Origin of the sequence: Micromonospora sp. NPDC007208 (assembly GCF_042869175.1) — a bacterium.
In the GTDB taxonomy this organism is placed as follows: domain Bacteria; phylum Actinomycetota; class Actinomycetes; order Mycobacteriales; family Micromonosporaceae; genus Micromonospora; species Micromonospora foliorum.
In genome coordinates this window covers 203,676-220,930 of record NZ_JBIAFG010000007.1, presented here as the reverse complement: position 1 = coordinate 220,930, position 17,255 = coordinate 203,676, and the positions used below count along the sequence as shown (strand labels likewise).

Below are 17,255 nucleotides of genomic sequence, written 5' to 3'. Positions count from 1 at the left end.
TTGACGCAAACCTCTTGATCAACGCTATTGGGTGGGGGTCAGATCAGGGCTCGGTTTCGGCCTGCCGGGAAGCGGTCCAGGACGCCGGTGTTGGCCAGGGCCTTCGTGAGTAGCCAGCCGCCCACGCCGGCGATCACGGTGGCGCTGACGATGGTGAGCAGCGCGTACGGGATGCGGTAGTCGGTCAGCGCGTAGTCGACGTTCCAGACGAAGAAGTCGAACAGCGCGGCGCTCAGGCCGGTCAGCGCGCCGGCGAACACCGCGGTCGGCAGCCGGAACGACCGGTACCGGAAGGCGGCGAAGGCCAGCTCGGCGCCGATGCCCTGCACGATGCCCTGCGGGATCACCGTGCCGGCCCACTGGCTGCCCAGCAGGGCGGACAGGACCGCTGCCACCGTTTCGCAGTAGAGCGCGGCGCCGGGCTTGCGGATGACCAGCCCACCGATCACCGCCGGCATCAGCCAGACGCCGTAGAGCAGCGTCTGCGCCGGCGGGAAGAAGGCGAACGCGCCCTCGGTGGCGCTCCAGACCAGGCCCCAGGCCCAGAAGATGACGCCGAAGGCGACCGCGATCACCGAGGCGACCACGATGTCGATGGTGCGCCAACGGTGTGTGTCGGTGGTGGATCTCATGTGTTGCTCCCAGTTCGTGAGTGCGAACCAGGAGAAGACGCACGCCGCGTCCGGTGGCACCGGACTGCGGCGCGGCTGGAGGTCGACCGAACTCCCTGCGCTGGCATTACCCAGATCAGGTTCGAGGGTCTGCGGGCGTGCCCGCACTCTCAGCGCTGTGCGCTCCCCTGTCGGATATGAAGTTGTCTCGCTGACGCTAACACCGACCTGCGGCGCGGGCCCAGCAGGGCATCCGCCTGACCTGCGGGAGAGGCCGGCCCGCCGCAGGCTGGGTACGCTTCCGATCATGCGGGTTGACGCGCGAGGCTTCACGTTCGAGGTGACCGTCGGCGGTCCGACGGACGGCGTACCCGTCCTGCTGCTGCACGGTTTCCCGCAGCACAGCGGTGAGTGGGACGACGTGGTGCCGACGCTGCACGCGGGTGGGCTGCGCACGTACGCGCTGGACCAGCGCGGTTACTCACCCGGCGCCCGGCCCACGTCGGTGGCCGACTACCGGATCCCCGAGCTCGTCACCGACGTGGTGGCGGTGCTCGACGCGCTCGGGCTGGACGCCGCGCACCTGGTCGGCCACGACTGGGGCGCGATCGTGGCCTGGGCGGTCGCCGCCCGGCACCCCGAGCGGGTCCGCACGCTGACCGCGGTGTCCGTGCCGCATCCGGCGGCCATGGCGCACGCCCTGAGCACCGACGCCCAGCAGAAGGCCCGCTCGTCGTACATCGCGCTGTTCCGCAAGCCGGAGAAGGCGGAGAAGGTGCTGCTGGCGTGGCACGCCACCGCGCTGCGCAAGCTGCTCGGCGGGGTGGGCGACACGGCCCGGGTGAACCGGTACGCCGACCCGATGCGCGAGCCGGGGGCGCTCACCGCCGCGCTGAACTGGTACCGGGCGATGTCCCGCGCCGACCTGGCCGGCGTCGGCCCGGTCGCGGTGCCCACCACGTACGTCTGGAGTGACCGGGACGTCGCCATCGGCCGGCCCGCCGCCGAGGCGTGCGAGGCGAACGTCACCGGGGACTACCGCTTCGTACAGCTGCCCGGGGTGAGTCACTGGATCCCGGACGCGGCGCCGGCCCCGCTCGCCGAGGCGATCCTGGCCCGAGTCGGCGGAACGGCCTGAGTGGTGGTGGACGCCAACGGGCTGGCTGGCCCGCAATCGAACGACGGAGGACGTATGACGGTGAGATCCGAGGACTATCTGGCCGTGGTGACCGAGACGATCGGCCGGGTGGCCGCCAGCCAGCGGGAGGCGGTGGGGCGGGCCGCCGACCTGATCGCCGAGGCCGTCCGCGCCGACGGCGTGGTGCACGCGTTCGGCACCGGGCACTCGGAGGCCCTCGCCATGGAGATCGCCGGACGGGCGGGCGGGCTGGTGCCGACCAACCGGATCGCGCTGCGCGACCTGGTGCTGCTCGGCGGCGAACCGGCCGAACGGCTCGGCCCGCTGCTGGAACGGGACCCGTCCGTCGCCCACCGCCTCTACGAGCTGGCCCCGGTGCGCCCCACCGACGTCTTCGTGCTCGCCTCGAACTCCGGGGTCAACGGCGCGATGGTGGAGTTCGCCACGCTGGTGAAGGAGCGCGGTCACGGGTTGGTGGCGATCACCTCGGCGCAGCACTCCGGCCGGATGACCTCCCGGCACCCGTCCGGGCGCAAGCTGAGCGACCTCGCCGACGTGGTGCTCGACAACGGCGCGCCGTACGGCGACGCGACGCTGCCCCTGCCCGGCGGCGGCGCGGTCGGCGCGGTCTCCTCGATCACCGCGGCGCTGCTGGCGCAGCAGGTGACCGTGGAGGTGGTGGCGCGGTTGCTGGCGGCGGGGGAGCGGCCCCCGGTCTACCTGTCGGCGAACATCCCGGACGGCGACGCGCACAACAACGAGCTGGAAGCGCGGTACGCGGGCCGCATCCGACGCGGGTCCTGACACGGTGCCGGTGGCCGACGTGCGTCACCGAGATGAACGGCAGATGTCGTGAACCTGTTTCGCGCTCCGTCGGGTGGGGCATTGGCGTTGCTGCCGGCGGCCGGGACCGCCGGCAGTAGCGTCTCACCGGAGGTAGCGCGTGTCCAAGGAGACCGAGAAGCAGCGCTGGCAGCGCAACTTCGCCGACCTGCTGCAGGAGTTGCGGGTCGCCCAGACCGGCGTGCAGATCCTCTTCGCCTTCCTGCTCACCCTGCCGTTCAGTAACGGGTTCACCGAGACCACGGAGTTCCAGCGGGACGTCTACATCGTGGCGCTGCTCGCGGCCGCCGCCGCCACCGCACTGATCATCTCGCCGGTGGCGTTCCACCGGGCGCTGTTCCGGCAGGGGCGCAAACCGGAGCTGGTCCGCTTCGCCCACCGGATGGCCACCGGCGGCCTCGCCTTCATGCTGATCGCGATGGTCAGCGCGGTGCTGCTGATCACCGACTTCGTGCTGGACCGGCCGATCGCGTTCGTGCTCAGCGCCCTCACCGGAATCTGGTTCCTCATGTTCTGGGTGGCCCTGCCGTTCGCCCGCCGCAACTGGGGTGAGGACGACATCGACGACGATGACGACGACCCGGACACGATCAGCGGTCGCTGACCGCGCCGATCTTCACGCAGCGCTACCCCTGGGTAACAACCGGGGGTAGCGTGACGGTAGTCGCGCACGTCGACGCAGCCGCACCGAGCTTCGAGGGGGCAGCCGTGACCACGACGCAGGACGGCCGACCGGCACCGGACGGCCCCGACTCCGAAACCACCGCCGGCGCCGCCGCGCCACTGCCCGCGGAAGCCGGGCAGGTCACCGAGAAGGAGGCCCGGCAGGTCGCCGAGGCCGCCCGCGAGTCCACCTGGGACCGGCCCAGCTTCGGCAAGGAGCTGTTCCTCGGCCGGTTCCGGCTCGACCTGATCGACCCGTGGCCCCAATCGGATCCGGACGACGTGGCTCGCGCCGAGGAGTTCCTTGGTCGGTTCCGCGCCTTCCTGACCTCCGAGGTGGACGGCGCGGCCATCGAACGGGACGCGTCCATACCCGACTCGGTGTTCCACGGCCTGGCCGACCTCGGCGCGTTCGGCATGAAGATCGACCGGAAGTACGGCGGGCTCGGGCTGAGCAACCTGCACTACTGCCGGGCGCTCATGCTGGCCGGTTCGGTCAGCCCGGCCATCGGCGCGCTGCTCTCGGCACACCAGTCGATCGGTGTGCCACAGCCACTGAAGATGTTCGGCACGGCCGAGCAGAAGCAACGCTTCCTGCCCAGGCTCGCCGCCGGTGAGGTGTCCGCGTTCCTGCTCACCGAGCCCGACGTCGGCTCCGACCCGGCCCGGCTGGCCACCATCGCCGAGCCGACCGAGGACGGCACGGGTTACCGGCTCAACGGGGTGAAGCTCTGGGCCACCAACGGCATCGTGGCCACCCTGCTGGTGGTGATGGCCCGAGTGCCGGCCACCGAGGGACGTCGCGGCGGGATCACCGCGTTCGTGGTGGACGGCGACAGCCCGGGCATCACGGTCGAGCGGCGCAACGAGTTCGTCGGCCTGCGCGGCCTGGAGAACAGCCTGACCCGCTTCCACGACGTGATCGTCCCCGCCGAGAACGTCATCGGCGGCGAGGGCAAGGGGCTGAAGATCGCCCTGACCACCCTGAACACCGGCCGGCTCTCGCTGCCGGCCATGTGCGTGGGCGCCGGCAAGTGGGCGTTGAACGTGGCCCGGGGATGGGCCGCCGACCGGGTCCAGTGGGGACGGCCGGTGGGGGAGCACGAGGCTGTCGCACAGAAGCTCTCCTTCATCGCCGCCACCACGTACGGCATGGAGACCATGCTCGACCTCTGCTGCCTGCTCGCCGACGACGACCGCAACGACATCCGGATCGAGGCGGCACTGGTCAAGCTGTACGCCAGCGAGATGGCCTGGAAGATCGCCGACGAGCTGATCCAGATCCGCGGCGGGCGCGGCTACGAGACGGCCGAGTCACTGGTCGCCCGCGGCGAACGCCCGGCCGCCGTCGAGCAGATGTTGCGCGACCTGCGGATCAACCGGATCTTCGAGGGCTCCACCGAGATCATGCACCTGCTGATCGCGCGGGAGGCGGTCGACGCCCACCTGTCGGTGGCCGGCGACATCATCGACCCGGACGCGGGGCTGGGCCGCAAGGCCCGAGCCGGCGCGCGAGCGGGGGCCTTCTACGCGAAGTGGCTACCGACCCTCGCCGTGGGCCGGGGTCAGAGCCCTTCGGCGTACGCCGAGTTCGGCCCGCTCGCCGCGCACCTGCGGCAGGTGGAATGCTCGTCACGCAAGCTGGCCCGCTCGACGTTCTACGCGATGTCCCGCTGGCAGGGAAAGATGGAGCGCAAGCAGGCGTTCCTCGGCCGGATCGTCGACATCGGGGCCGAGTTGTTCGCGATGTCCGCGGTCTGCGTCCGGGCCACGGCCGAACGGGACAGCCGGCCGGAGAACGTCGAGCTGGCCGACCTGTTCTGCCGGCAGGCGCGGGTGCGGGTGGACGCCCTGTTCGCCGCACTCTGGGACAACACCGACTCGGTCGACACCGCCGCCGCGAAGCGCATCCTCGCCGGCCGGTACGCGGGACTGGAGGAGGGCGTGCTCACCCCGTCCGACGAGCTGCCCTGGGTGGCCCGCTGGTCGCCCGGCCCGTCCACCGCCGAGGACGTCCGCCGCCGCATCCCCCCAAAGCCCTGACCCGGCCCGGCCTGCCGCCGCGCGGGGCTGGTCGCCGTGCCGGCTCGCCGTGCTGGCTCGCCGCCGTGCGGGCTCGCCGCCGTGCGGCCGACGGCGGCGCGGAGTTGGCGGCGTCGGTCAGCGGGAGACCGCCCAGGCCAGCACTCCCGCCAGGATCAGGCCGTTGAGCCCGGCCAGGGCCAGGTACGCCGCAGGTGGGATCTTCTTGCCCCGGCGGACGAAGTAGACCAGGACGGCGGCGTAGCCGAGCAGCAGGACGGCGATGACGACGAGGAAGTAGAACACCCGACGACCTTAACGACACCCTCGTCGAGCTGAACCCGCGCCCGGCCGGGCTCACCTCTGCCAGCTCCGCGATCTTGCACTTGCTGTCCCGACACAAGGGGCATTCCACGCATGTCGGCAACCGAAACTGCAAGATCGGCGCGACGGGGGAGCGAGCTCAGCGGGCCCGGTTACGGAGGCCGAGTTGGCGCAGCTCCAGGGCCGCCAGGGCGTCTACTGTCGCGTCGTCACCGCGCCGCCACGCCTCGGCGACGTCCGGGCCGATCCGGGTCAGCTGGCCCAGTGGCTGGGTAGCCAGCGCGCGCAGGGCGAGCAGGTCCCGGCCGGCCGGCCCGGCGGCCAGCTTCGCCGCGGATCCGGCCCGGCGCATCCAGCGGACCCGCAGCGGCAGCCAACCGAACAGCACGATGCCGAGCGGGAAGATCAGCACCGCGATGGCGAGGGCGAGGGCCAACTGGTCGACCAGGTGCTGCTGGTCGCGGCCGGCGTCGGCGAGCCCTCGGGCGGCGTCGGCGGCCTGCCGAAACGGCGCGGTCAGCTCGTCACCGACCAGCGGCACCCGGCGGACCTTGCTGCCGGCGTCGGCGAGGTTGTCGGCGAGCCCACTGCCCGCGCCCTCCAACTTCTGCCCCGGTACGGCGAGCTTCTGCACCAGGTCGTGCAGCCACAGCGCGCCGCGGATCGCCGCGTACACCCAGGCGACGACGAGCAGGTCGGTGAGCAACTGACGGGCGGCGGTCGGAAACTGATCGGCATAGATTTTCACGCCGGCCAGCGTGCCACGAACGCCCCGCTCCGAATAGCCGCGAAGTGAGCCCGGGACGCGTCAGCCGGGGCGCGGTTGGTCAGCGCGGGCAGGTCGGGCAGGTGCCGAAGATCTCCAGGGTGTGGCTGACGTTGGCGTACCCGTGCTGCGCGGCGACCCGATCGGCCCAGCTCTCCACGGCCGGGCCGGCCACCTCGACCGTACGGCCGCACACCCGGCAGACCAGGTGGTGGTGGTGCCCCTCGCTGCACCGGCGGTAGAGGTGCTCGCCGCCCGGCGGACGCATCACGTCGATCTCACCGGCGTCGGCGAGCCCTTGCAGGGTGCGGTAGACGGTGGTCAGGCCGACCCGTTCGCCGCGCTGCCGCAGCATCGCGTGGAGGTCCTGAGCGCTGTGGAAGCCCTCCATCTCGCCCAGCAGCGCGCTCACCGCCGAGCGCTGCCGGGTGTTGCGAACCGCGGCGCTGCTCTCGCTCATGATCCCTCCCCGGCGTGGCTGACCGCGTCCGCCACGATGTGCGCGACGTGCTCGTCGACCAGGCTGTAGGCGATCTCCCGGCCCCGGCGGGAGCCGCGCACCACGCCCGCTCCGCGCAACACCCGCAGGTGCTGGGAGACCAGCGGTTGCGCCGCGCCGAGCTTCTCCACCAACTCGTGCACGCACCGCTCGCCGCCGGCTAGCTCACTGACGATGGCCAGCCGAATGGGCGCGGACAGGGCGCGGAGCAACTCGCTGGCCCCGTCGAACCCGTCGTAGCCCGTCGCGCTGGTCATTCCGCAACGGTAACCAATACCACCGACGTCCCGCTGATCAGGCTCAGCTCAGCACGACCTCGTGGGGTTCCGGTGTTGGTGCGGCGGTCGGCGTCGTCCGGCGGCGTACGACCCGCCAGGCAGCGCCGGCCACGGCCACCACCAGGAACGAGGCGATCGCCACCAGCACCACCGAGGCGCCCGGCGCGGTGTCCGCCGTGGCCGCCACCCAGACACCCGTGCCGGCGGCGAATAACCCGAGCGCCATCGCGGCGGCCATCGTGCTGCGGAAGCCCCGGGTGACCTGCTGGGCGGTGGCGACCGGCACCACCATCAGCGCGCTGATCAGCAGCACTCCGACAGCCCGCATGGCGATGGTCACGGTGACCGCGGTGGCGACCGCGATCAGCAGGTTCAGCGTGCGGACCGGCAGGCCGGAGACCCGGGCGTACTCCTCGTCGTGACTGACCGCGAAGAGCGCCGGCCGCAACGCGATCATCGTGACCAGGATCGCCGCGCCGAGCACCGCGATGGTGGTCAGGTCGGCGGGCGAGATGGTGGTCAGCGACCCGAACAGGTAGGCGTTGAGGTTCGCGCTTGTCGCGTCGGAGAGGCCGACCAGGAGTACGCCGCCCGCGATGCCGCCGTAGAAGAGCAGGGCCAGGGCCAGGTCACCGGAGGTACGCCCGCGGGCCCGGACGATCTCGATGGCGATCGCGCCGATGGTGGCGGCGATCACCGCGACCAGCACCGGTGAGCGGTTGAGTAGCAGCCCCGCCCCGACGCCGGTCAGCGCCACGTGCCCCACCCCGTCGCCGATCAACGCGAGCCGGCGCTGCACCAGGTAGATGCCGAGCGCCGGCGCGGCCAGGCCGATCACCAGCGCCCCGATCAGGGCACGCTGCATGTAGGGGTACTGGAAGAGTTCCATGGGTCAGTTGCTCCACAGCCCGGCGGGCTCGTCGTAGCAGTGCGGGTGCACGTGGTCGTGGTCGGGCTCCGCGTGATGGCCGGCCGGGTCCGGCACCGCGCCGTCGTGAACGATGCGACCCTCGTGGACGACGACGGCCCGGCTGATCACCGGTCGCAGCGGGCCCAGTTCGTGGGCGACGAGCAGCACCGTTCCACCGTCGGCGACGAAGTCACGCAGCGCACCGGCGAACGCCTCCTGGCTGGCCGCGTCCACCCCGGCGGTGGGTTCGTCGAGAACCAGCAGCTCCGGTTGGCCGGCCAGGGCGCGGGCGATCAGGGTGCGCTGCTGCTGGCCGCCGGAGAGCGTGGACACCGGGTCACCGGCCCGGTCGGCGAGCCCGACCGCCCGCAGCGCGCCGTCGACGGCGGACCGGTCGGCTCGACCGGGAGGACGCAACACGCCCCGACGGGCCAGCCGGCCGGAGGCCACCACCTCGCGGACGGTGGCCGGCACGCCGCCGCCGGCGCCCAGGCGCTGCGGGACGTACCCGATGCGTGCCCACTGTCGGAACCGGCGCAACGGCCGGTCGAAGAGGGTGACCGAGCCGGCGCTGATCGGCACCAGACCGAGCACGGCGCGGATCAGGGTGGACTTGCCAGAGCCGTTGGCGCCGAGAATCGCGACCACCTCGCCGGCGGTCACGGTGAGCGAGATGTCCCGGAGCACGGGGCGGCCGTCGTAGCCGACCACCCCGTGCTCGACGGTGATGACAGGTGAGGTCACGAGCAGCTCAAGGCAGTCTGCAGGGTCCGCAGGTTGGTGCGCATCACCGAAAGGTAATCCCCGTTGCTGCCGGCGGCGAGCCCTTCGATCGGGTCGAGCACGGCGGTCTTCGCGCCGACCTGACCGGCGATGGTCTCGGCCACCTTCGGGCTGACCAGGGTCTCGAAGAAGATCGTGGTGGCCTGGTGCTCCTTCGCCTCCTCGATCACGTGCGCGAGGCGCTGCGGCGAGGGCTCGACGTCCGGGCTCAGCCCGGTGATGCCGACCTGGTCGAGCTGGTAGCGGTCGGCGAGGTAGCCGAACGCGGCGTGGCTGGTCACGATCTCCCGCCGCTGGCAGGTCGCCAGACCGTTCTTGAACTCGCCGTCCAGGGTCGTCAGGTCGGCGCGCAGGGCCGCGGCCCGGGAGGTGTAGTCGGCGGCGTGGTCCGGGTCGGCCTTGCCCAGCCGCTGGGCGAGCTGGTCGCCGATGCCGGCCAGCCGGGTCGGGTCGAGCCAGACGTGCGGGTCCTTGCCGCCGCTCTCCTCGGCGTGCCCCTCCTCGCCCTCGTGGTCGTGCCCGCCAGCGGACGCGTCCAACAGCGGCTGCACGCTTGTCACGTCGAATGCCCGGTCGCCGCCGTTCTGGGCCACGGCGTCGTCCACGGCAGGCTGGAACCCCTTGAGGTAGACGATCAGCTCCGCGTCGCTGACCTCACCGACCTGGCTCGGGTTGAGTTCCAGGTCGTGCGGCTCGGCGCCGGGCTTGGCCAGGTTGGTCACCCGCACCGCGTCGCCGCCGATCCGCTCGGCCAGGAACTGCAGGGGGTAGAACGCGGCCACCACGTCGACTCGCTGAGGGTCGGCGCCGGCGGCACCACCGGTGGAGCAGCCGGCCCCGGCACCCAGGGCGAGCAGGGCGGTCGCGGCGGCCAGGACACGGTACGTGGCGCGGTTGGTCATGTCGTCAACTGTCCGTGGCAACGATAATGATTGTCAAAAACGCATGATTGCATGTCAGAGGAGCTTCGCGAGGCCCACCGTCACCAGCAGGGTCAGCATCACCAGTCGAATCAGCCGGGTCTGCGGCGCCTGAACCGCCCAGGTCGTCGCCAACAGGGCGATCAGGACCCCGGCGAGCGCGAGCGTCAACAGCCCGCCGATCACCCCGGGCGTGAAGAACGCCACCAGCACCACCACAAGGGTGAGCAGGAACACCGACGTCGGGTTCGCCCCGGCCAACCGGGCGAGCAGAGGGCGCTGCGTACGCTGCATCCCACAGACTCTACGAGGAGGAACCCCCGGTGCTGGTGACCAACCGGTTCGTGGTCGACGTCGATACCGCCGACGGCTTCACCGAACGGGCGCACGCCGCCCTCACCGCGCTGGCCGGCCGACCCGGCTACCTGCGCGGCCAACTGGTCCGGGCGCTGGACGACCCCCGGCACTGGTCACTGGTCACCGAATGGGAGTCGGTCGGCACGTACCGGCGGGCGCTGGGCGCCTTCGAGGTCAAGGTCAGCGCCGTGCCGCTGCTCGCCGAGTCCGTCGACGAGCCGTCCGCGTACGAGGCGCTGGCCACCGCCGCCCCCGGCGGGGCCGTGGTCGTCGCCGAGAGTGATCGGGCTGCGGGTCCTTACCGCTGAGCCGGCGGACACTACGCTGCTCCTATGACCGCACCCGCCCCGCCACCCGGTCCCGGCGTGGCTCCGCCGTTCGCCGCGCCGCCCACCGAGGGCCGCCGGAACCGGCTCTGGATCGGCCTCGGCGTCGGCGCGCTCGCCCTCGTGCTCTGTTGCGGCGGGGGTGGCACCGCCGTCGTCGGCCTGGCCGTCAGCGGAGTCCAGGCGATCCGGGAACAGGCCCGCACCGTGACCAGCGACTACTACCAGGCGCTGGTCGAGCGGAACTACGGGCGGGCGTACGACCAGCTCTGCGACGACGCGCAGCGGCGTGAGTCCCGACCGGAGTTCGAGCGGCGCGCCGCCGCCGAACCCCAGGTGACCGCGTTCCGGGTGGGCGAGGTGGACCAGACCGACCTGACCGTGCCGGTCGACGTGACGCTCGCCGGCGGCGACCGGGAGCGGCAGCAGGTCAGCCTCGGGCAGGACGGGCAGACCGGGGGCGTGGAGGTCTGCGAGGTCAGCTGACCCGCCCCCGGTATTCTGCTGGGCTCGGGGGGACGGTGGTCGTACCGTTGTCCCCGAACCGACCGTTCCATCCACATCTCGCCCCCGCCGACCGCCAGCCGGCGTAGGAGGAAACATGCCAGCCGACCGTATCGACGCCGTCGTCAGCCTCGCCAAGCGCCGAGGCTTCGTCTTCCCCTCCAGTGAGATCTACGGGGGCACCCGATCGGCGTGGGACTACGGCCCGCTCGGCGTGGAGCTCAAGGAGAACGTCCGCCGGCAGTGGTGGAAGACCATGGTCCAGCAGCGCGACGACGTCGTCGGCCTGGACTCGGCGGTGATCCTGGCCCGCAAGGTGTGGGAGGCGTCCGGCCACATCGCCGAGTTCGTCGACCCGCTCACCGAGTGCCAGTTCTGCCACAAGCGGTTCCGGGCGGACCACCTGGAAGAGGCGTACGCCGAGAAGCACGGCAAGCCGCTGACCTCCCTGGCGGAGCTGAACTGCCCCAACTGCGGCAACAAGGGCACCTTCACCGAGCCGAAGATGTTCAACGGCCTGATGAAGACCTACCTGGGCCCGGTGGAGAGCGACGAGGGGCTGCACTACCTGCGCCCGGAGACCGCGCAGGGCATCTTCGTCAACTACAAGAACGTCGAGACGGTCGCCCGCAAGAAGCCGCCGTTCGGCATCGCGCAGACCGGCAAGTCGTTCCGCAACGAGATCACCCCGGGCAACTTCATCTTCCGGACCCGCGAGTTCGAGCAGATGGAGATGGAGTTCTTCGTCGAGCCGGGCACCGACGAGCAGTGGCACGAGTACTGGCTCCAGGAGCGCTGGAACTGGTACCTCGACCTCGGCCTCTCGGCGGACAATCTGCGTCTCTACGAGCACCCCAAGGAGAAGCTGTCGCACTACTCGAAGCGGACGGTGGACATCGAGTACCGCTTCCAGTTCGGCGGCACCGAGTTCGCCGAGCTGGAGGGTGTCGCCAACCGCACCGACTTCGACCTCTCCACGCACAGCAAGCACTCCGGCGTCGACCTGTCGTACTTCGACCAGAGCAAGAGTGAGCGCTGGATGCCGTACGTCATCGAGCCGGCCGCGGGTCTGACCCGCGCGGTGCTCGCCTTCCTGCTGGAGGCGTACGACGAGGACGAGGCGCCGAACACCAAGGGCGGCGTGGACAAGCGCACCGTGATGCGGTTCGACCCACGGCTCGCCCCGGTCAAGGTGGCGGTGCTGCCGCTGTCCCGCAACGAGGCGCTGTCGCCCAAGGCCAAGGACCTCGCGACGCTGCTGCGCAAGCGCTGGGTGGTGGAGTTCGACGACTCGCAGGCGATCGGGCGCCGCTACCGCCGGCAGGACGAGATCGGCACCCCGTTCTGCGTCACCGTCGACTTCGACACCCTGGACGACAACGCGGTGACGGTGCGCAACCGGGACACCATGGCCCAGGAGCGCGTCTCCCTGGACCAGGTCGAGCGCTACCTGATCGAGCGTCTCCCCGGCTGCTGAGACTCCGCGCACGGGGCCTCGGCCGACGCGATAAGCGCCGGTCGGGGCCCCGTACACTTGTCCGGTGACTGCCTCGACCGTGCCCGTGTTGCGCCCGCTGACTCTCGGCCAGCACCAGGTGTGGCCGCCGGTCGTGCTCGCGCCGATGGCCGGGATCACCAACATCGGGTTCCGTCGGCTCTGCCGCGAGCAGGGCGGCGGCATCTACGTCTGCGAGATGATCACCACCCGGGCGCTTGTCGAGCGCAACCCGAAGACGCTGCGCATGATCGCGTTCGGTGGCGACGAGAAGCCCCGCAGCCTCCAGCTCTACGGCACCGATCCGGAGATCACCGCCGCCGCCGTGCGGATCGTCGTCGAGCGCAACCTGGCCGACCACATCGACCTCAACTTCGGCTGCCCCGTACCCAAGGTCACCCGGCGTGGCGGCGGCGCGGCGCTCCCGTGGCGGCGCCGGCTCTTCGCGCGACTCGTGCGGGCCGCGGTGGCCGCCGCGTCACCGTCCGGGGTGCCGGTCACGGTGAAGATGCGCAAGGGCATCGACGACGACCACCTGACGTACGTCGAAGCCGGGCTCGCCGCTCAGGAGGCCGGAGTGGCCGCGGTGGCCCTGCACGGGCGCACGGCCTCGCAGCGCTACTCGGGCACCGCCGACTGGGACGCGATCGCCACCCTGAAGCAGGCCCTCGACGTGCCGGTGCTCGGCAACGGCGACATCTGGGAGGCCGACGACGCGCTGCGCATGGTCGCCCACACCGGCGTCGACGGCGTGGTCGTCGGGCGCGGCTGCCTGGGCCGTCCGTGGCTCTTCGCCGACCTGGAGGCCGCCTTCAACGGTCGGCCGGAGCGGCGGCTGCCCACCCTTGGCGAGGTGACGCTGACCATGCGCCGGCACGCCGAGCTGCTGGTCGACCAGTTCTCGGCCGGCGCCCGCAACCCGGCCCGAGGTGAACGGGACGGCTGCACCGACTTCCGCAAGCACGTCGCCTGGTACCTCAAGGGCTTCCCGGTCGGCGGCGAGCTGCGCCGCTCGCTGGCGATGATCGAAAGCCTGGCCCAGCTCGACGACCTGCTCGGCAAGCTCGACCCGGCGGAGCCGTTCCCGGTGACCGCCCTGGGTCAGCCGCGCGGTCGCACCAACTCGCCCGGCAAGGTCGCCCTGCCGGACGGCTGGCTGGCCAGCCGAGACGACGACACCGTCCCCGAGGGCGCCGAGATGGACGACTCCGGCGGCTGAGCCGCTGGTCGGCCGAGTCCCGGGGTGCGTGGTCGACTGAGTCCCTGGCCGGTCGGGCGGAAGCGCCCCGCGGCCATTCGTCTACGACATCAGCTCCAAAGGACCCGTCACGAAGTCACCGGGGTGGCCTGCCGTGGTCGGGACGGCTTGGTCTGGATGTGCCGAAGGGCCGGGCCCCCGTGTGGGGTCCGGCCCTTCGCTTCGTGCCTGGTGTGCTGGTGTGCGGGGTCAGCTGGTGGCGTAGCCGCGGGTGGCGATCCAGTCGGCGAGGTGTTCGGTGCTGATCCAGTAGGAGGCGGTGTTCGGGTCGGCGGAGTCGGCGATCTTCACCGTGTTGCCGTTGTCGCGGTAGCCGACGACGCTGATGTAGTGCCCGCCCTCGTAGGAGTGGGTGGTGCCGTCGGTGTCGGTGCTGGTGCCGGCGATGTTGGCGACCACGGCGCGGCCGTCGTCGACGGTCTTGACGATGTCGGCGCGCAGGGTGTCGGTCTGCTTGCCGTCGGCGTCGGGGGTGCTGATCTCGACGGACCGGTAGGCGTTGGTCTTGCCGGTTTCCTTGTTCAGGACGGGGGTGATGTCGTTGATGGAGTTGGTGCCGGCCTCGGTGGTGCCCATCTCCTTGGCCATGTCATCAACGTTGATGTTCTTACCCTGCACACTCAGGGCGTTTCGGGTGGCGGCGGGCCCGCAGTAGTAGAAGTTCGGCTGCGCCTCGTAGCGCACACCCAGTTCCCGCTCACCGTGACCCTTACGGTCGGTCTGGGTTTGGGTGGTGGGCTTGGCGGTGCTCGGCGCGGCGAACGCGGTGGTGACGGGGCCGGCGATGGCGCCGCCGGTGAAGGCGAGGCCCGCGGCGGTCAGGGCGGTCTTACGGATCAGATCGGTACGCATGATGGCGTGCTCCTCTGCATCGGGGGTGCCCCGCACACCACCTCCGGGGGGTGTGGCCGTGCGGGGAAAGTTCGAGGGGGGTTTGCCCGGTGACCCGCGAAGCGGGGTCGGCGTCGGGACAGGGTGTAACGGTTCGCGGTGGCGGGGGCATTCCGCCTACCTGCGGGGGCCAGCCAGGTTGTGGTGCTCGGCTGATCGGGGGGTGTAACCGAGGCGGCCTGGCGGATGTTCCCGGCGGCTGCCGTGCCCGGCCGCCGTCGTGGTGCTCGGCCGTCCGGGGATGTAACCGGCCCGGCCTGGCGGATGTTCCCGGCGGCTGCCGCACCCCATGACCTGGAAAGTCGCGGTGGTCCGCCAGGTATAACGACCCGGCCCGGCCGCCGATTCCGGCGACGGGGTGGCCCCGACCACCCGACACCAACGGCCAAAGCGGACAACCCACGCAGCCCGGCCCAGCGACGATTACGCATACGGCGGCCGAGACGGGGTGATCGACTCGGGCTCACGGAAATCGCGGTGTCCGGGTGCCAGGGATACCCCGACTTCACAAAAACCGAGTGGATCATGCTGGTTTAGGCGGTTCGCGCGGCTGGACCGGGGCCGAGGCAGGGGCCCCGGCGAGGGGGCACGGGCAGAGTGTCGGGCGGATCGCCCCGGTCCGAGGTCATTGCGCGGTGCGGTCCGGCACAACGCGGTGCGGCCCGAGACAAGATCGTGCTCGATCCACGAAAGAGGCCCCTCCTGATGCCACGAGGCCACTACAACAAGGATCGAGCGCGATCATGGGGGCAGGACCGCCCAGTGAGGGCGAGCGAGGACATCGCTCAGCCTGTGGGCGGGCCGGTCAGGGCGTGGTGGTGTCGGTTTGGGGCACGTTGCGCTGTGCCGGAATGGCTGGCGTGGTCGGCCACGGGATCTCGGGCGCGCGGTGGAAGGTGATCCCGGCAGTCGTCCAGCGCGGGCCCTGGCCGGCCAGGCGGTCGCGGAAGCTGGCCCAGTCGTGGCTTGCCCGGGGTGACCAGCCCAATTCGGCGATGGCCGGGAGGCGGGGCAGGAGCAGGAGTTCGATGTCGGCCAGCGAGGTGACCGATTCGGTCCAGAGCGGGGCCTCCACACCGAGGACGGCCTCGGCGGGTACGCCGGCGACGTGCGTACCCGGATCCCAGTCGTAGGCCTTTCGTACGTCGATGAGGCCGGCCCAGTCGTGCCCGATCGGGGTGTCCGGGGCGTACTTCATGTCCAGGTAGGCGTGGTTGCCGGGGGAGACGATCAGCCGGGCGCCGCGTTGTACGGCGTCGACGGTGGTGGGGTCGTCTTCGCCGTTCGTGCCCCACCACTGGAGGACCCTCCCGTCGAGGTGGGCGGCGGGTGCGAGCTGGTGCCAGCCGACGACGGTCTTGCCGAGGTCGGCCACGATGCGCTGGACCCGCTCGACGAAACCGGTGTAGACCTCGCCCTTGACCTTGAACGCCTCGTCGCCGCCGATGTGCAGCCAGGGGCCGGGGGTGAGCGCGGCGACCTCGCCCAACACGTCGGCGACGAAGTCGTACGTCCGCTCGTCGGCGGGGTCGACGTAGCTGAAGCCGACCTCGGTGCCGGTATACGGCGGTGGTGCGATCTTGTCGGGTGCCAGTTCCGGGTACGCGACCAACGCCGAGTTGGTGTGCCCCGGCAGGTCGATCTCCGGTACGACGGTGATGTGGCGGGCGGCGGCGTAGGAGACGATCCGCGCGTAGTCGGCCTTCGTGTAGTGCCCGCCAGGGCCGCCGCCGACCTCGGTCGTGCCGCCGACGGCGGTCAGCTTCGGCCAGGAGTCGACGGTGATCCGCCAGCCCTGGTCGTCGGTGAGGTGCAGGTGCAGGTGGTTGAGCTTGTAGCGGGCCAGGTGGTCGACCACCCGCAGCACGTCTTCGACGGGGAAGAAGTGCCGCGCGACGTCGAGCATCGCGCCCCGGTAGGGGAAGCGGGGTGCGTCGGTGATGGTGCCGCCGGGCAGCGCCCAGCGTTCGGTGACCGGGGTGGGGCTCTCGATCGCCGCTGGTAGTAGCTGGCGCAGCGTCTGGACGCCGTAGAAGAGGCCGGCGGCGGTGGTGGCGGTGACGCGTACCCCGTCGGTGGTGGTGTCGAGCCGGTAGCCCTCCGCGCCGAGGTCGGCGCTGTCGTCCAGCACCAGCGCGATGCCACCCGCGGGTTCCGGCGTGGTGGCGTCGGTGACCGGCAGCGGGTAGCCGGTGGCCGGACGCAGGAGCTGGGCGAGCTGTTCGGCGACCGCCAGCGCGGCGGGGTCGGCGCTGGCCACGATGACCGCTTCGGCCGGGAGGACCCAGTCGGCGGCCGGGTCCGGCTGGACCTGCCGCGGGGCGGGGACGACGTCGGCCAGCCGGTGTGGGGCCGCCGGGGCGAGCAGCGTGGCCGCGGTCTGCTCGGCCGCGCGCGCCAGCGTGGCCGCGTCCGGTTCCCCCGCCGGCAGCGGCGCGGGGACGGCGGTGGGACCGGGGGAGGGGATGGTCGACACGGCGGCGACTCCGGGGGGTGTATTCGCGTCGGTTATGGCAAAAGTGAGGTTCACCGGCTGGCGTGGCGTCAAGCGTACGACGCTCGGCCGGGATGCGTGATGGTGCGCATGGAAGCGTTCCCAAAAACCGGTACGAACACGGATAGTCGTGATGGCTGTGCCAATTGTCACCGAACGGTCCCAGGTCACTC

19 protein-coding genes and 1 riboswitch are annotated in these 17,255 nt (G+C 71.4%); of the genes, 8 read left to right on the top strand and 11 right to left on the bottom strand.

Annotated features, from left to right (window positions below; genetic code table 11):
- Window positions 1-38 precede the first annotated feature (38 nt).
- A complete protein-coding gene (locus ACFYL6_RS17150; RefSeq protein WP_387172109.1) occupies window positions 39-632 on the bottom strand; it encodes an ECF transporter S component in 594 nt (197 codons plus the stop codon).
- 74 nt (window positions 633-706) lie between these two features.
- Window positions 707-811: riboswitch (TPP riboswitch) on the bottom strand.
- Between the two features lie 107 nt (window positions 812-918).
- On the opposite strand from ACFYL6_RS17150, the gene ACFYL6_RS17145 reads away from it, so the two are divergent.
- The 4 genes from ACFYL6_RS17145 to ACFYL6_RS17130 all read left to right on the top strand — a co-directional run bounded on the left by ACFYL6_RS17145 (window position 919) and on the right by ACFYL6_RS17130 (window position 5,298).
- Window positions 919-1,749 (top strand): alpha/beta fold hydrolase, encoded by an 831-nt coding sequence (locus ACFYL6_RS17145; protein ID WP_387172107.1) that lies wholly within the window; start codon window positions 919-921, stop codon window positions 1,747-1,749.
- A 54-nt stretch (window positions 1,750-1,803) separates the two neighbouring features.
- Window positions 1,804-2,553, top strand: coding sequence for a sugar isomerase domain-containing protein (locus tag ACFYL6_RS17140; RefSeq protein WP_387172104.1), 750 nt, complete (start codon window positions 1,804-1,806; stop codon window positions 2,551-2,553).
- 139 nt (window positions 2,554-2,692) lie between these two features.
- On the top strand, window positions 2,693-3,196 hold the full coding sequence (locus ACFYL6_RS17135) for a DUF6328 family protein (RefSeq protein ID WP_387172103.1): 504 nt from the start codon (window positions 2,693-2,695) through the stop codon (window positions 3,194-3,196).
- Between the two features lie 104 nt (window positions 3,197-3,300).
- A complete protein-coding gene (locus ACFYL6_RS17130) occupies window positions 3,301-5,298 on the top strand; it encodes an acyl-CoA dehydrogenase family protein (RefSeq protein WP_387172101.1) in 1,998 nt (665 codons plus the stop codon).
- Between the two features lie 117 nt (window positions 5,299-5,415).
- On the opposite strand, the gene ACFYL6_RS17125 is transcribed toward ACFYL6_RS17130, so the two are convergent.
- From ACFYL6_RS17125 to ACFYL6_RS17090, 8 genes are all read right to left on the bottom strand, one after another.
- Entirely contained in the window at window positions 5,416-5,583 is a 168-nt protein-coding gene (locus ACFYL6_RS17125) for a hypothetical protein (RefSeq protein ID WP_210786980.1), read from the bottom strand.
- Window positions 5,584-5,740: 157 nt separating this feature from the next.
- On the bottom strand, window positions 5,741-6,349 hold the full coding sequence (locus ACFYL6_RS17120) for a hypothetical protein (protein ID WP_387172099.1): 609 nt from the start codon (window positions 6,347-6,349) through the stop codon (window positions 5,741-5,743).
- A 79-nt stretch (window positions 6,350-6,428) separates the two neighbouring features.
- The gene (locus tag ACFYL6_RS17115) at window positions 6,429-6,827 is read right to left on the bottom strand and encodes a Fur family transcriptional regulator (protein ID WP_387172097.1); all 399 of its coding nucleotides are present in this window, start codon (window positions 6,825-6,827) and stop codon (window positions 6,429-6,431) included.
- The gene (locus tag ACFYL6_RS17110; RefSeq protein ID WP_030338189.1) at window positions 6,824-7,123 is read right to left on the bottom strand and encodes a metalloregulator ArsR/SmtB family transcription factor; all 300 of its coding nucleotides are present in this window, start codon (window positions 7,121-7,123) and stop codon (window positions 6,824-6,826) included. Before ACFYL6_RS17110 ends, ACFYL6_RS17115 begins: the two co-directional genes overlap by 4 nt.
- A gap of 43 nt (window positions 7,124-7,166) precedes the next feature.
- Window positions 7,167-8,033, bottom strand: a complete 867-nt coding sequence (locus ACFYL6_RS17105; protein WP_387172094.1) for a metal ABC transporter permease — start codon at window positions 8,031-8,033, stop codon at window positions 7,167-7,169.
- A gap of 3 nt (window positions 8,034-8,036) precedes the next feature.
- Window positions 8,037-8,798 carry a metal ABC transporter ATP-binding protein gene (locus ACFYL6_RS17100; protein WP_387172092.1) on the bottom strand — a complete coding sequence of 254 codons (762 nt, stop codon included), beginning with the start codon at window positions 8,796-8,798 and terminating at the stop codon, window positions 8,037-8,039.
- The gene (locus ACFYL6_RS17095) at window positions 8,795-9,739 is read right to left on the bottom strand and encodes a metal ABC transporter substrate-binding protein (RefSeq protein ID WP_387172090.1); all 945 of its coding nucleotides are present in this window, start codon (window positions 9,737-9,739) and stop codon (window positions 8,795-8,797) included. Before ACFYL6_RS17095 ends, ACFYL6_RS17100 begins: the two co-directional genes overlap by 4 nt.
- Before the next feature lie 54 nt (window positions 9,740-9,793).
- Window positions 9,794-10,051: a hypothetical protein gene (locus ACFYL6_RS17090; RefSeq protein WP_030338196.1), complete on the bottom strand. Its 258-nt coding sequence runs from the start codon at window positions 10,049-10,051 to the stop codon at window positions 9,794-9,796.
- A 29-nt stretch (window positions 10,052-10,080) separates the two neighbouring features.
- On the opposite strand from ACFYL6_RS17090, the gene ACFYL6_RS17085 reads away from it, so the two are divergent.
- The 4 genes from ACFYL6_RS17085 (at window position 10,081) to dusB (ending at window position 13,658) form a co-directional block, all read left to right on the top strand.
- Window positions 10,081-10,422 (top strand): antibiotic biosynthesis monooxygenase, encoded by a 342-nt coding sequence (locus ACFYL6_RS17085; RefSeq protein WP_196929963.1) that lies wholly within the window; start codon window positions 10,081-10,083, stop codon window positions 10,420-10,422.
- 24 nt (window positions 10,423-10,446) lie between these two features.
- The gene (locus ACFYL6_RS17080; RefSeq protein ID WP_387172088.1) at window positions 10,447-10,926 is read left to right on the top strand and encodes a hypothetical protein; all 480 of its coding nucleotides are present in this window, start codon (window positions 10,447-10,449) and stop codon (window positions 10,924-10,926) included.
- 115 nt (window positions 10,927-11,041) lie between these two features.
- Window positions 11,042-12,421 (top strand): glycine--tRNA ligase, encoded by a 1,380-nt coding sequence (locus ACFYL6_RS17075; protein WP_203150767.1) that lies wholly within the window; start codon window positions 11,042-11,044, stop codon window positions 12,419-12,421.
- Between the two features lie 64 nt (window positions 12,422-12,485).
- Window positions 12,486-13,658, top strand: a complete 1,173-nt coding sequence (dusB, locus tag ACFYL6_RS17070; RefSeq protein WP_387172086.1) for a tRNA dihydrouridine synthase DusB — start codon at window positions 12,486-12,488, stop codon at window positions 13,656-13,658.
- Between the two features lie 228 nt (window positions 13,659-13,886).
- On the opposite strand, the gene ACFYL6_RS17065 is transcribed toward dusB, so the two are convergent.
- Complete coding sequence (locus ACFYL6_RS17065) at window positions 13,887-14,549, bottom strand: C39 family peptidase (RefSeq protein ID WP_387172084.1); 663 nt, start codon at window positions 14,547-14,549, stop codon at window positions 13,887-13,889.
- An 844-nt stretch (window positions 14,550-15,393) separates the two neighbouring features.
- Window positions 15,394-17,136, bottom strand: a complete 1,743-nt coding sequence (locus ACFYL6_RS17060) for a beta-N-acetylhexosaminidase (protein WP_387172257.1) — start codon at window positions 17,134-17,136, stop codon at window positions 15,394-15,396.
- Window positions 17,137-17,255 lie beyond the last annotated feature (119 nt).

Bases quoted from the DNA above. Each gene is read 5' to 3' on its own strand.
- ACFYL6_RS17115 (WP_387172097.1), bottom strand. From the start codon at position 6,827: ATGAGCGAGAGCAGCGCCGCGGTTCGCAACACCCGGCAGCGCTCGGCG.
- ACFYL6_RS17105 (WP_387172094.1), bottom strand. From the start codon at position 8,033: ATGGAACTCTTCCAGTACCCCTACATGCAGCGTGCCCTGATCGGGGCG.
- ACFYL6_RS17140 (WP_387172104.1), top strand. From the start codon at position 1,804: ATGACGGTGAGATCCGAGGACTATCTGGCCGTGGTGACCGAGACGATC.
- ACFYL6_RS17075 (WP_203150767.1), top strand. From the start codon at position 11,042: ATGCCAGCCGACCGTATCGACGCCGTCGTCAGCCTCGCCAAGCGCCGA.
- ACFYL6_RS17095 (WP_387172090.1), bottom strand. From the start codon at position 9,739: ATGACCAACCGCGCCACGTACCGTGTCCTGGCCGCCGCGACCGCCCTG.
- ACFYL6_RS17080 (WP_387172088.1), top strand. From the start codon at position 10,447: ATGACCGCACCCGCCCCGCCACCCGGTCCCGGCGTGGCTCCGCCGTTC.
- ACFYL6_RS17145 (WP_387172107.1), top strand. From the start codon at position 919: ATGCGGGTTGACGCGCGAGGCTTCACGTTCGAGGTGACCGTCGGCGGT.
- ACFYL6_RS17110 (WP_030338189.1), bottom strand. From the start codon at position 7,123: ATGACCAGCGCGACGGGCTACGACGGGTTCGACGGGGCCAGCGAGTTG.
- ACFYL6_RS17065 (WP_387172084.1), bottom strand. From the start codon at position 14,549: ATGCGTACCGATCTGATCCGTAAGACCGCCCTGACCGCCGCGGGCCTC.
- ACFYL6_RS17090 (WP_030338196.1), bottom strand. From the start codon at position 10,051: ATGCAGCGTACGCAGCGCCCTCTGCTCGCCCGGTTGGCCGGGGCGAAC.
- ACFYL6_RS17150 (WP_387172109.1), bottom strand. From the start codon at position 632: ATGAGATCCACCACCGACACACACCGTTGGCGCACCATCGACATCGTG.